This is a genomic window from Paenibacillus sp. J22FR5 (assembly GCF_059691975.1).
In genome coordinates, this window is sequence record NZ_JCAUAN010000006.1 from 174,831 (window position 1) to 188,802 (window position 13,972).

The 13,972-nt window shown below is 45.4% G+C and carries 9 protein-coding genes; all 9 read right to left on the reverse strand.

Annotation, left to right across the window (positions count from 1 at the left end):
- Positions 1-172: 172 nt before the first annotated feature.
- Positions 173-868, reverse strand: coding sequence for a DUF1961 family protein (locus AC58P7_RS11445; RefSeq protein ID WP_497342838.1), 696 nt, complete (start codon positions 866-868; stop codon positions 173-175).
- A 3-nt stretch (positions 869-871) separates the two neighbouring features.
- Entirely contained in the window at positions 872-2,455 is a 1,584-nt protein-coding gene (locus AC58P7_RS11450) for a sulfatase family protein (protein WP_497342840.1), read from the reverse strand.
- Positions 2,452-3,651, reverse strand: coding sequence for an oligogalacturonate lyase family protein (locus tag AC58P7_RS11455; protein WP_497342842.1), 1,200 nt, complete (start codon positions 3,649-3,651; stop codon positions 2,452-2,454). Before AC58P7_RS11455 ends, AC58P7_RS11450 begins: the two co-directional genes overlap by 4 nt.
- Before the next feature lie 116 nt (positions 3,652-3,767).
- Entirely contained in the window at positions 3,768-5,324 is a 1,557-nt protein-coding gene (locus AC58P7_RS11460) for an extracellular solute-binding protein (RefSeq protein WP_497342844.1), read from the reverse strand.
- A gap of 131 nt (positions 5,325-5,455) precedes the next feature.
- Entirely contained in the window at positions 5,456-6,337 is an 882-nt protein-coding gene (locus AC58P7_RS11465) for a carbohydrate ABC transporter permease (RefSeq protein ID WP_497342846.1), read from the reverse strand.
- A 60-nt stretch (positions 6,338-6,397) separates the two neighbouring features.
- The gene (locus tag AC58P7_RS11470; RefSeq protein WP_497343012.1) at positions 6,398-7,363 is read right to left on the reverse strand and encodes an ABC transporter permease; all 966 of its coding nucleotides are present in this window, start codon (positions 7,361-7,363) and stop codon (positions 6,398-6,400) included.
- A 168-nt stretch (positions 7,364-7,531) separates the two neighbouring features.
- Complete coding sequence (locus AC58P7_RS11475) at positions 7,532-8,578, reverse strand: glycoside hydrolase family 88/105 protein (protein WP_497343014.1); 1,047 nt, start codon at positions 8,576-8,578, stop codon at positions 7,532-7,534.
- A gap of 62 nt (positions 8,579-8,640) precedes the next feature.
- Positions 8,641-11,271, reverse strand: coding sequence for an exo-rhamnogalacturonan lyase family protein (locus AC58P7_RS11480; protein ID WP_497342848.1), 2,631 nt, complete (start codon positions 11,269-11,271; stop codon positions 8,641-8,643).
- Between the two features lie 190 nt (positions 11,272-11,461).
- A complete protein-coding gene (locus AC58P7_RS11485) occupies positions 11,462-13,765 on the reverse strand; it encodes a helix-turn-helix domain-containing protein (protein WP_497342850.1) in 2,304 nt (767 codons plus the stop codon).
- Between the last annotated feature and the right edge of the window lie 207 nt (positions 13,766-13,972).

The window sequence follows — 13,972 nt, forward strand, 5'->3', positions numbered from 1 at the left end:
ATGTATTTATAAAACGGCAAATAGTTAAATTTGATAATTCCAACTGGAATAGTATGTTATAATTATAATGGGAAATTATACCTTTTGTCAATATATCACACGAGCTATGCATTTGGGTGTAAAACCTGGTAATTTCGAGGTTAAAACATAGAAAAATAGCCTGGTTTGTGAATTAACCAGGCTTAGAAATCGTATATACGTTAAGATTAGCGTATTCCGCTATGAGAGGAGCCATCTGGCGAAAGCCGATCTTTCCGCCGCACAGGGGCTTCCCGAAAGCTTTTCCGTCATCGATCCAATGAAAAATGGTCAGATCATTAATAACGAATAAGATTTCACACCCCCATTTAAACAATTTCATTTGGTATGGACCTTTGACATCAGCAATAGACGGGATCGGATCCCCACCCTGCGAAACCAAATGAAAGCCATAGCTTTTGCGCAGATTGCACGTATGAAAACTCCGCTCCTCTTCTTCCTTGCGTCTGAAGTACGAAACATGGAAAGCATCGATATCTCCATGGTGATATTGATCATACGTACCCGTTCTTACAGAAAGCCGGCTGTCAAACAAATCTTCACCGCCTATTCCTTGTGCGGCAAAAAACAATATGCAAAGACCTGGCTCACGAATCGGCCAAAAATCCCACGTGATCGCGATGTTATCCGGAAATTCATGCGAACACCAATACACGAAATTCGATTTTTGCCCAAGCCTGGGGTCCAGCTTGTTTTCCATTCGCATTCGATTCAGCGGAAAACTGACAACGGCTTCTCCTTCCATTTTGAAATCCCGTACATCCTGTTCTTCCGCCAAAGGATTATGATAAATAAGCTTCTCTAGTGAGAAGATTTCGTTCCAATTCATGTTCTACTTGCCCCCTCCCAATAAGCGGATCATCTTACTCCAATCCCCATCCAGTTGTTTCCAAAACCACGAACGCTGATGTTCGGGAAGCAACGACGGCGGAACTCTGGAGTCCCAAGGCATTCTCGAGAACGGCCTTGGATTCAATTTGGCTTCTTGAGGCTGAAATGGAATCACCTTCAGCTTACACCCTGTTTCATCGAGTGCGATTTCAGGATTTCCATAGTTGATAACCCAACGAACAGCTTCCTCTTGATGCTCCTTTTTTACTTGCTGAAAGTCGGGATCATCCGCCAAATCAACAAGCTCATGCGGATCGCTCAGGAGATGATACAATTCCTCGTAACCGCCGTTCTGATAAAAGAGATATTTCCATTCTTTGCTGCGGACATGGAGCATATAGTTGGGTGCCACATAGAATTCGGAACAGACTACGTTTCGGGGAACCGAAGAAGGTTCCGTGAGCAGTTCCAATAGATCTAAACCAGACCTTCCGTCGTACTTGCGCTTTTCACTTGCCCGATTGACGAGAGTAGGAAAAATATCAAGCAGGGTAGTCAATTCTTCACAGCGGGTCCCCGGATGAATAACACCAGGCCACCATGCTAGCATCGGGATGTGCAGACTGCCCTCGTGCCCTAAGTTTTTAAACCATAATCGGTGGTCGCCGAGCAGTTCTCCGTGATCGGATGTGAAAATAACGAGCGTATTGCCAGCCAGCCCCTCTTCCTCCAACGTTTGCATAATCCGACCTATTTGTTCATCAATAAACGTAATATTGGCATAATAATAAGCCCTGTTTGTGAGATTAGCTTGTTCCGAATATAGATCAGCTTCCATCGCTTGACGATGTGACCCCAAATACGGATTTTTCGATGTTCCATCCTTTTCGGACACCCAAGGCCTAGGCATTTCTTCCGGCGCATACAAATCCGTCAAGTGCGAAGGACAATCGAAAGGAGCATGAGGTTTGACGAACGATGTCCATAAGAAAAAGGGCTTGGTAGAAGGCCTTTCCATTTTAAGCCATTCTACGGTTCGATCCCCGCACCATTGTGTAATATGAAGCTCTTTGGGCAGGCCGTTCACGAGCGGCTTAAGTTCGTTATAACCGATCTCGGGAGGTTTCTCCCACCCCCAGGCATCATGCTCCATCAGGTAGCGGTCATAATCATCAAACCGAATATCCTCTACGCTTACAGCCGTACGTACGCCTCTCATTTCTTCCGATAAAATAAGATGATCCATCCCATATGTTTGCTCATCCGGTGTAAAATGCATCTTCCCGATCGCTTGATTGTGATACCCGGCTTTGGACAAATAAGCTGCAATCGATTCATCGGCGGCAATAGCAGAGGCTGATTCGTTATTGAACACATTCGTCTTTCCGGCTGCAAACCCCGTCATCGTACAGGCTCTGGCAGGAGCACAGAGAGGATACGGGGTAATCGCGTTTTCGAATACGGCCCCTTCCTGCGCCAACCGATCCAAATGCGGTGTTTGAATCGTTTCATTTCCGTATGCCCCTAACGTATCCCAACGCTGCTGATCCGTAAAGATGAGAAGTAGATTTGGTTTGGTCTTCATGTAACTGGCATCTCGGGTAAAGATTCGAATTCCGGCATGTCGACCATGTACAAGTTACCGTATCCCGACATATCACTCGTAAACAGCACCTGCTTGCCGTCCGGGCTTAGTCTCGGATGAACGTGAAGATTTTGCGAATGGAAACTTCCCCGGTGCTTACATAAGATACGCGGACCTTTAAATCCGGCCCCAACATTGCGCCATACCTGAATCGTATCTTGATATTGCTGCCCATGATAAGCGCTCGTTTGCTGACCGTCACCGATAACAAGAGAGAGATCATTGGAATGAACATGCATATTTTGAAAAGGAAACTCGTACTGTTCGACATGACTATTATCAAACAGGACAGCCCCGATAATTTTCCCGGTATGATCCTCAAGAGAGTTGGTAAAACCGTGGTAACCGATATGAATACCATCTGACAGCCAATATTCGTGGCCGACATATTCATTGAGCTTCTTGTCCTTTACCTTCCAATTTTGCCCGGTTACGATATCCAGCACCCAGATTCGATGATCAATCTGTTCCCAAGGTCCTTCATGGCAAAATGTTAATAGATGAGCTTGCGTTGGAGACGTATTGACGTGGCCGATCCACAGCTGGTCTTCATGAAGCTTTTTCACTTTCCCATCAATAGGGGAAACCGCCATAATCATACTGTGTGGCTTCGCACGAAAATACGCCTCAAAACCCAAGTAACCATTCTTGGTATCCATCGCGATACTTTGCGTTAAATCCTTGTTCAGGCCAAAGCATAACCACTCCCCGTCCGCAGTGCAGCTCAAGCTGCCGAATTTATAGTCCTGAGGAATCGTATAGAGAATCCGTTCTGCCATTGTGTCTAGGTTGATTGCCATGATGGCATTGTCATAGTAGAAATAAGCCTCATGCCCATCAGGATGAAGAAAGGTCCCTTGAATCCGAGATTCACGGCCACGTTCCAAATCCGTTAATTGGGTAATTACGCCATCGTGCAGATCCATGCTGTACAGATTGGTAACATTCTCACGATCTGATCCAAAAATCAACTTCCCATTCCCATAGAAGCCGTTATTCGTGAAATAGATATGGTGACTATGCGAGCAGTGATTTGTTAGCTGAGTTACGGTTACACCCGTTATCAAATCTGTAAAACTGCGCCGTTCCGAAGGCCAAATCGTTCCTTTACCGCCTCTGGTTCTTGCCATTGTCATCGCAATCGCTCCCTTAGTTGTAACGTTATAAATTCCACCTTGGAACCCTTGAGAGAAAAAGTCCAGTCCTATTAAGCGACTGAACCTTTTCCTAAAAAGTAGTTCTACTTACTTAACTATTTAGCCTTGCTTGCAGCGTAGGCTTCGCTTATTTCTTTGGTATAGTCATCGCCACCGCTCTTTTTCCACAAATCCATGTCGGCTTTAAAGCCAGCTTCATCGGTTTTACCTACAATAAATTTAATTCGTGCGTCTTCCACCATTTGATCCAACTGCGCGCCTTTTTGCGTATAGGTTGCTGTTGTAAATGGTTCTCCAGGATTTGTCACAATGATTTTCTCATTTGCCTTTTGCACTTCGACCGACTTCGTGCGAAGAGGTGAAGACGGTTTGAACATGTCAGGTATAATGTACGGAATCGAAGATAAGATCTGGTTCATATTCTTGTTATTAATATCAGGAGCCATTGGGTCAGTCGGAACGATTAGAATAACCTGTTTACCGTCTTCCACTTTATAATGAACACCTTCAATACCAAAGTTGAGTAACGCTTGCATTTCTTTATCGTTGGTCTTATCCAAGAAAGTAAGCACTTTCTTCAGATCGGCTTCTGTTTTAACGCTAGATTTCGAAATGAGGAACATGCCGTTGTGTCCAGCTGTCGGTTGGTTATGAAGGCCGGTAGGGCCGCTTACAGCACCAATTACATCTATACTGCCCTTCGGATTGACTTGTTTCATTTTCTCTTCAATTTGATAGGAACGTTCTGTAACGTCAACCGCCACTCCCGCTTGTCCGTTAATAATCGGATCATTCCATTTCGCCGAATCATATACGGCAAAATCTTGATTGATTAACTTCTCGTCATACAGTTTTTTGAAAAATTTGAGTGCCTCCATATATTCTGGCGTCAAATGGGCGGGTATCAGCTTACCGTCTTTCTCAGCCCACTTATTCGGAGCCCCGAACCAAGTTTGCATAATATCAAAGGGTCCCGCATATTTGGTTATGACCATGCCATACGTATCGTCTTTGCCGTTTTTATCGGGATCATTTTTGGTGAATGCCTTTAACATATTGTAAAACTCATCAATGGTTTTCGGTTCCTGCATGCCTAAATTATCAAGCCAGTCCTTACGGTAGCTGATCCCCATCCGTCCGATCGGGCGGGATACATAGAGACCATAGTATTTACCGTTTACCGACGTATTGTTAAGAACAGTTGGGTTCGCTTGTTTAAGATTCGGATAATCTTTGAGATAAGGACCTATTTCCCAGAATGCGCCTCCTTTGATCGCATTGGCAACAGCAGGCAATTTCGCATTATTTACAAATAGAAGAGAAGGTATGGAACCGGAAGCAAGTGTTATGTTCAGTTTATCGTTATAGCTTGCATCAGGAACAAATTGAAAATCCAGCTTCGTGTTTGTATATTCTTCTACTTTTTTCCATACTTTACTTTCCGGTGTAGCCGTATCATTGTAGTAGCTCTTCAACATAATACTGATTGGCAATGGCTTTTCTATTGCTGCAGTCGTCGCTCCTGCGGTCGCCTTAGCTGTTTCTGTCGCTTTAGACCCGTCAGTACCCGAACTACACCCCGCAATAACTGTAACTGCTAGTATCACGCTAGTTGTGGCAAACAATGGTTTTTTCTTTTTGTCCCAATTCATATTTTTTTCCTCCCTTTGTCAAATCAAAAATGGTTTTGTTTATGATGAAGCAAGCACCTGTCATCAATACCTTACCGCTCTTGAGCCGATGCTGCGACAATCCGAAAATAATCCCGTCATGAAGAAAGCGCTTAACCTTTTACAGCACCAATTAAAACCCCTTTTGCAAAATACTTTTGAATAAACGGGTAAACCATCAAAATCGGTAATGTACCTACGACGATGATTGCCATTTTAATCGATTGATCAGGTGGTTTAACGTAAGTAGGATCGTAAGTTCCCATTTCAAGCGAGCCCGTTGCCATAAGTACAATTTGCCGCAATAGCACCTGCATCGGCCACTTCTTGGCGTCTGATAGATAGATCAGCGCATTAAAGAAATCGTTCCAGTGTGCAACAGCGTAGAAAAGAGCGAATGTTGCGATAACTGGTTTAGAAAGTGGTAGAACAATTCGCCAAAGCACACCAATATCGTTACACCCATCAATTCGGGCTGATTCAATCAGTTCGTTAGGAATTTCTTGGAAAAATGATTTCACGACAATCAAATTAAAGGCGTTGATCGCGACAGGCAGCATGACCGCCCAGTAGGAGTTCAGTAGTCCTAAGCCTTTAACAACCAGGTAAGTAGGAATAATCCCACCGCTAAACACCATCGTGAAGATGATCATATTCAACACGACATTTCGGCCAATCATATGACGTCGCGATAATGCATAGGCCATCGTAAAGGTAAAGAATAGATTTACAAAAGTGCCCCCTATGGTTATTAATACGGATACTAACAAACTTCGCGGTAACGTATTATCTTTAAAAACAAATTTATAGGCATCAAATGTGATGTCTTTGGGAATGAGGAAAAAGGATCTGCTTCCTATCTCGAGATCGCTTGCGAACGATCCCGCCACGATATACATAACCGGAAGGATCATGGCAAGGGCAACGATAGCAAGAAACAAATAATTAGCGGTATCAAACAATTTTTCGCCTAAAGACGAATGACGTGTGTTCATCGTGCTCTCCTCCTAAGAGTTTTGCGATAGCAAAACTGACTTCGTAAGCATGTGCAAGGATCAGAATATGCCGGAATGCCCAGCTCTTTTGGCTAAATAATTCGTTGCAAAAACGAGTATAACGCCGATGATGGCTTTAAACAGCCCTACTGCCGCGCTGTAGCTGAAAGCACCCTGAATGATCCCCGCTGTGTAAACATACGTGTCAAATACTTCCGCAACCGGCCTGTTTAACGGATTAATCATTAATAATACTTGTTCAAATCCACGGTCCATAAAGTGACCCATTCGCAAAATCAACACGACAATGATCGTTCCCTGAATAGCTGGCAGCGTAATGTGCCAAAGCTGGCGAAATCGGTTTGCTCCATCGACGATGGCCGCTTCATATTGCTCTTGATCTACCCCAGCAAGCGCTGCGAGGAAAATGATCGTTCCCCAACCCATCTCTTTCCAAATACTCTGTGTGATGATCATGGGACGAAACCAGTTTTCACTTGTTAGAAAGTCGATTTTATGCCCGAATAGCCTAAGCATCCATTCATTGATGACTCCACCTTCTGTCGTCAAAAGAAGATAGGAAATACTTGCAACGATAACCATCGAAATAAAATGCGGGATATAAATTAGCGATTGAATAAAACGTTTGTAGAAAGATTTGCGGACTTCGTTTAATAAGATAGCCAGTATGATTGGCGCCGGGAAGAAAAACACCATATCGTATAAACCAAGCAAAAGCGTATTTCGTATCAATTTGAAGAATACAGGATCTTGAAAAAATTGCTTGAAATTATCTAGTCCGACCCACTCGCTATTAAAAAAACCGACGTAAGGCTGATAATTTTTGAAGGCAAGCAGAACCCCCCACATCGGAACATATTTAAAAATAATAAAGTAGGCTAATCCCGGAAGCAGTAGAAGCAGCAAATATTTATCTCTTATTCCTTTGGCTATTAGCGTGTTACGCTTGGAAGTTCTTGCTGCTGGGACAGGTACTATGTGCTTATCAGCATCTGATGCTTTGATCATGTTCTCACTCCTTCGCAATTAAAATGTTAACTTGTGGCTTTGTAACACCCACACTATAAGATTCATAAATTTCTGACAATAACACTTTTTTAAAATCACTTTCTTCAAAATAGTATGAATCAAGAAAAAAAGTATTAGCAACAAAATAAGGCCTGAACAATACTTTTACTCGGTATGTGAAATGTCCTTTACCCATTTGTACGTAAGAAGCGAAGATAGGAATACCAGTGCCAGGCCCTGTCCCCAGCCTTGTATTCGTTGATGGGCAACCCCTATATAGCCGTCGGCATCTTTCATCACAGCCGTTCCTGCTGATACGTCCAGTACTGTACCGTTATTAGAAATTTTCGATAATATGGCAGGCACGGCCTTCTGAATATATTTATTGTACATAGGGGCTCCGATGGCTTCGTTATATCGAATCAATCCGGCGGCAAGACCTGCAGAACCTGATGTTTCCTCATAGGCGGTCGGATCGTTCAATACGGTATGCCAGAGCCCATGATCGGATTGAAGACGAACGATGCTGCTAAGTTGATCACGCAGCGAATCGTAAATTTTCATATAAGACGGATGTGTGACTTCTACAAGATGAAGAGCTTCCGACATCGTGTAAGCCGCCCATGCATTGCCGCGCGCCCAATAGACCGCGGACATGTTGTTCTGGGCGATATGATCCCAACCGTGAACATACAGATTCGTATCACGATCCTGCAAGAAGCGCTCGTGTGCATGATACTGCAGTAAGCCATCCTCCAGCCAATCGTTTCTACGAAGCAAAATGCCGATGCGGATCAGAAAATATCCGGCCATAAACATCGTATCGACCCAAGCCTGCTGCGGGAAATCGTAGTTTTGCGATACGGTATGCTGAAACACGCCATCCTCGAATCGCACTGCATCGGTTCGCAAGAATTCCGCCATTTGGACGGCTACATCCAGATACCGATCCGCTTTGGTTTGTTCGTACAGCATAAGCAATGTATGACCGATAGAGACCGCATTGACGGTTAATATAGGAATACCATCCTCCAACTGCTCATCGATCCACACTTGCAATTGATCCAAATACTTAGATTCACCTGTTGCCAGATAAGCTTGGCCTACTCCGTAGAAAGCGACTCCAGCAGGCCAATCCCATGTCATATCCATCTGAAACGTTCTGGTTACGAGCCGGTCAATAGCTTGTTTAATATCCGTTTCATTGATCATTACGTATTTCAAAAAACTTCCTCCCCGAACATTGAAAGTTGAATGCTAAGACTGTAAAGCGCTTACTGGTTGAGCATATTCAAAAAATCAGCAATTAGCTCCATCGGAAGCTCGTTCCCGATCAACTCAAGGCACATGATGGCATTCAATGACCATTGCGATGTTACATTTGTCGTGATGCTCGGCAGCTCTTGCATCGGCCTTACATACGCGAGCTCTGGCACTTGATAGGTTCGCGATGCGTCATCACTGTCTCCCGGCAGTCGATTCTCCAGCAAAATGCGCCATGTCTTCACAGCTAACCCCGCATTATTCCGTCGGTTGGCTGCGTAGGCCGCCATCGTTGACGCAAACATCGGCCAGCTGAATTGTTTCTGATGAATGACCCCATTCGTACGTGCTAACTTTTCCTCGGGTTCTAAGTAATAGAAGTTACCAAATTCTACAAGCATGTCATCCCATTCAGGATCAGAGATCAGCTGAGAAAGCTCTATCCACACCTGTGGTGCGCCGAAGGATATGACCATATGATAACCGTAGTTTCCATCGCTGATATGGGTAAGAATCCCGGTGTTCGGATCGTATCCGAACGTAGTACCTGATAAGAGCCGGAATGGTGCAGCCTTCAAGTTCTTAATCCCTTGCAGGATCTTATCTCGGTAGTTCGAATTCTCAAACCGTTCCCATTGCGACATCCAATTCGAGCTGAAAGCCGCCCAGTCCGGTCCGCTCCTTACGTGGGTTGGATGCTCATCCTTCGGGAAATAGGCTCGCATCGGATCGATTCCGACGGTAGCGAAATCAGCATCGGCCACTTCCGCCATAATATCTCCAATTCGTTCATCTGCAGTCAAGAAATAATAGTAACGGTGCAAACCCGCCATTGCGATGCGGGCTTCCTTGCATCCGCAACCCCAGTGAACCACGTTATGACGAGACCCGAGCCCTGCATATTCTCCCAAATGATAGACATCCACTTCACTCGTATGACGCGTCATGGCTTCCGCCATGCGGAACAAATCTGCTCGTCCTGACCGCAAGAAAGAGAGCCACAGCCAGATGTTCGGTACAAGCTCGGTGTTCTGCCAGGCAAAACCGCCTATGTCGTATCTCCATTCGTGCCTTACTTCATCGTACGTATGCATGAAATCACCATAATTCCAGAAACCGTACCAACGCCGCCCCTCAACCTCTTGCTTGTAGAAGTTCAAACAGGCATCGAGTTGATCCTCGATCCAAACTTTGGCAGGCGTGCTGCGGTCAGGCAGGCTCCAGATGCCGAAAACGTTCGTATCATGATAACGTGTAGGTTCACATACGAGCTGCGGCGGGGCTTGAACATTCCCGGTCATGTTAGCAAGATCGGCAGCAGCGGGTGTCTCATCGCAGCACCACAGCATAAGCTCGCTCGTATTTCCGATCCCATAAGGTGTACTGCGCAGCTCCTCCGCTCCTTCATAGGCGCTTTCCACATACGTTTTCGTATCGTAATGACGCATATCCATAGCTGCCGCATCGGGCGACCAGAACCAGAGTGTTAGCTTGGCCTCATCCGTCGTCATACCGGTTACTTCCAAAGACGAAGGATGCTTCTGCCAAAAATTGCGTAAACCTACTGCAAGTCCGCCGTGAGTGTCTCCGGCATATACGAGCCCTCTCGCACGGTTGCCGCTGACGGCCTTCACCCAGCTGCATTCTTCATTCGTTTGTTTGACGACAGAATAGGAGTCTGCCGAAAGCTGCGTTAACTTATAGCTGTCCCATGCAGCGGAATCATCCAGCAGTGCCATGAATTTCTCATCCTTCTCCGGATCGAATACAATGGCTTCTCCAGCTTGCTGTCGCCTGAACATTTCCGTGTAGACACCCTTTGTTCGCCATGTCGACAGATGCCGGGGGGATTCACTGAAAAAGCCGGTATCGCCCGCAAATCGCACGTACCTGTTATAAAGAGGAGCTGTTAGCGGTATACCCAAAGAAATGCCAAGCCCTTTCACGAAGTCCTCCTGCGGATCTCCGTTAAACAATGACGTGTGGACAATCCGAATCGATGCTTGGTTGGCATAGAAATATAGACGCAACCGGAACGGGAGCCAAGAATGATCGCCTTCCTTGGCAATATGCTCGCCTTCCACGAGCAGTACGACCCGTGAGGGTCCTTCCTGTTCAATCATTACAGATTTGACATCGCCATAATACGATTCTTCCTGGTAAAGACGACCACGCGATGTTGTCCGTCGCTCTTCACGAATACAGACGAGTATTCCTTCCGAGCCAAGCCGTTTCTCCCCGTGATAGAGAGCCCGGATTAGAGACTTTCCTTGCTTACCAACGATACACCGGATGACACCCGTGTTGACGATCACTTCATCAGCCGATTGTGTAACCTTCAAGAGAGATCTCGCTTGGATCGCTGGTGACTGTTCATCGGTGGATATAAGAGAATAGCCTTCACTTTCAGGCTTATCAAACGACGCGGCATGCGCTGTCCATTTCACACTGCCGTCAGGCCAATAGGCGGTTGGCCAGCTCTGAAGCTCCTGAGCGTCTCCGGATGGACCAATCAGGTTGAAAGCGCCGGCTTGCGACCGATTCAATTCACCTTTGTGCCAAGGTACTCCCCATGTAACACCGCAAGAGCATGGCGGTGCTTCTTCCAACCAACGCACACGGTGATGCTTTTTCAGTCCCATGTCATCTTAACCCCTCTCCAATTTCATTTCGTATCTCGGTTCAAGATTAATATCTGCGGGAATTTCCAACAACAACACTTTTTAATTCCATATATGACGGGAGCTTTCACTTTTTTTCGAGAATAAGACTTTTTTTCAACGGTGAAAAAACAAGAACCGCCATTGTAGGCGGTTCTTGACCATCATGCTATTAATTTCGATTTAAATCCCGATATTGGCTTGGTGTAATACTTTCTTGTTTCTTAAAGATCCGATTAAAATAACTCGGCTGATAGCCAACCTTCTCGGCAATGTCGTTGATTTTCAAATCCGTGTCACGCAAGAGATCCTTCGCTTTTTCAATACGCAGTTCGGTTAAATAGTCGATGAAATTTTTACCACTGACCTGTTTGAACGCTTTGCTTAACGCAACTGTATTCGTACCTGCCTGATCGGCGCAGCTGTCCAGAGATATTTCCTTCATATAATTGTTCTGCAAATAAATCATTGCAGTTTCTACGGTCTTTTTCACTTGCGAGTCGGATCGCGATTCCAATTCTATCATGCAGGGACTTACTACTTTGTCGTGAAACCAGGTGATCATTTTTTGTTGATCTCCGATTTGCATGAGTTGTTCGTACAAATTGGCCGATTTGAACATACGGTTTAGATCCAGACCCGCAAGTCGAATCGCATGCAAGATACTGCCAAGCAGTTGGAGTGCTCCCTGGTGAATGTCAATCACTTTAGCACCGCGTTCAATCAGCTCTTCCAAGAAAGTCTGAATGAGCTGTTTCGCCTCATCTTTCTGGGCTGTACGAAGCGCTTGAATGATCTCTCTTTCGAGTGCGAAAGGATAATGAATCTCCTGGTTCTCTTTATCATACTCCTCCAGAGACTCCAGATCGATAATCTGGTTCCGGCTCTCGAAGCGGCGTCTGCTAGACACCTGCATCGCTTCTTCAAATCGGGAGGGCACATGAACGATAGATACAGCGAGACTGCCGATCGTAACCGAGACGTACACGTTAAGCACATGATGAATAGCCTGGGTCAGTTCTTGACTAAAGGTTCTGAATGCTTCCTTCTGTTCGTTTTCAGTTTCGTCCGGAACGATGAGGAGGAGACCCACAGACAAATCGTGGAAATTCATCACTTCCGCTTGCTCGAAACGACTTGATGCGAGCTCCTTCGTAATATTCGCAGCAACGAAAGTGACGAGACCTTCATCGCCAGACGAGAAGCGTCCTTCCAAGTTTTCAAATCCGCTCAAATGGATGTACAGCACGGCGTAATGCCGATTATCCACCGTCCAGCCGAAATTGCGCATCCTCTCAAGAAGAGCCTGCTCGGAGTATGAATAGAGATACCCTTGGACAAGTTGAAGCAGGAAGCCCTCCTTGAGATGAGGAAGTTGCTGTTCCAGCTTATTCTGAAGCGTCATGCTCTCTCTAGTCAGGTGCAGCCATTCTTTCTCAATTATTTTAAAATCATCATGATGTTCGTTCCCTAACGCCGCTAAAGTTCTATTTCCCGTCAGCATCCTAACTAATTGGGCGATAGGCGAATAGATCCGTCGTGAAGCCAGCCAAGATAAAACGGATGCGAGCAGCAGCATCGCGATGCTTAACGTCAAAACCAGTTGAGAAATAAAAACGACCGGCTTTGTAATCGCGCTGATGGGAGATGCAGTAACGTACTTCCAATCGGTACCAATGCGTGACATCGTCCCAAAGGATACAGTGTAGGTCGTTTGATTCCAATCAAACAGGAATGAGCCTGATTTAGTCTTGCTGGCAAGAACCTCTCTCTTAATGGCTTCTTCCAGCTGTGACGCTGACTCTTGCCCTGAGCTAGATAGCAGCTGCCCGCCATTCTCGTCCAACAGGAACGTCCCCCCGTCGTCATAAGGGGCCAACGTTTGCAGTAGTTTGACAACCCTCTTCGTTTCGATCGTGACCGCAATGATGCCGAAAGGCTTCTCATCGGTTTCAGGTATTTTGATCATTAAAGATAATGAGTTATCATTTGGAGAATCCGATTCGGACGTAATCTGTGACCAGAACACGTTCTTATCATGCGCGAGCAATTGCCTGTATCCGTCGATCTGCGCAGCATCCGTTAATGCCTCGTATTGCGGATGAAACCGCACGGGGGCTGACCCTTCCAAGAACAACTCTGCCTCAATAGCCAGTGGATTGGCACCTTTCATATTGGCTAAAGTCTGTGTAATGTTGCGAGCAATCTCAAAATCGCGCGATAGACTTAAACTCGCTAATGAGTAACTGAAATTTGGATCGAATGCCCAATGCATTACTGACGTTTCCAAGTAAGAGAACTGCTCGTCGATATTGGCTGCTCTCAGTTGAATCTGTTTATTGTGCATCTGAAGGAGCTCGTTTTCCAGGCGTCCTCCTGCCAGCCAATTCATTAAACCTCCGAAGATAAGTCCTGGAATACTGGAAATGAGTAGAATAATAATCCAATTATTTCGAAACCGCTTACTTTTAAACACCAACTCACATCCCCCTGATGTTATTGTTTAAAGCGCGTAGCATCGGTACAGTAACCCATAAAGCTTGCTTCTGAAGCCTTCCAACCAAGGGGCTATTCCACGCAATGAAATCCACCTTTCATCATGATAACGTTCTTTGCTTAGATATGTCCATCAACTAGATCACCTGCAACATCCACAACTCTATTCTTAAACTTCATTTTCACA

What these genes read in the sequence shown, in the direction of transcription:
- AC58P7_RS11445 (WP_497342838.1), bottom strand. Translation starts at nt 868, where the DNA reads ATGAATTGGAACGAAATCTTCTCACTAGAGAAGCTTATTTATCATAAT.
- AC58P7_RS11450 (WP_497342840.1), bottom strand. Translation starts at nt 2,455, where the DNA reads ATGAAGACCAAACCAAATCTACTTCTCATCTTTACGGATCAGCAGCGT.
- AC58P7_RS11455 (WP_497342842.1), bottom strand. Translation starts at nt 3,651, where the DNA reads ATGACAATGGCAAGAACCAGAGGCGGTAAAGGAACGATTTGGCCTTCG.
- AC58P7_RS11460 (WP_497342844.1), bottom strand. Translation starts at nt 5,324, where the DNA reads ATGAATTGGGACAAAAAGAAAAAACCATTGTTTGCCACAACTAGCGTG.
- AC58P7_RS11465 (WP_497342846.1), bottom strand. Translation starts at nt 6,337, where the DNA reads ATGAACACACGTCATTCGTCTTTAGGCGAAAAATTGTTTGATACCGCT.
- AC58P7_RS11475 (WP_497343014.1), bottom strand. Translation starts at nt 8,578, where the DNA reads ATGATCAATGAAACGGATATTAAACAAGCTATTGACCGGCTCGTAACC.
- AC58P7_RS11480 (WP_497342848.1), bottom strand. Translation starts at nt 11,271, where the DNA reads ATGGGACTGAAAAAGCATCACCGTGTGCGTTGGTTGGAAGAAGCACCG.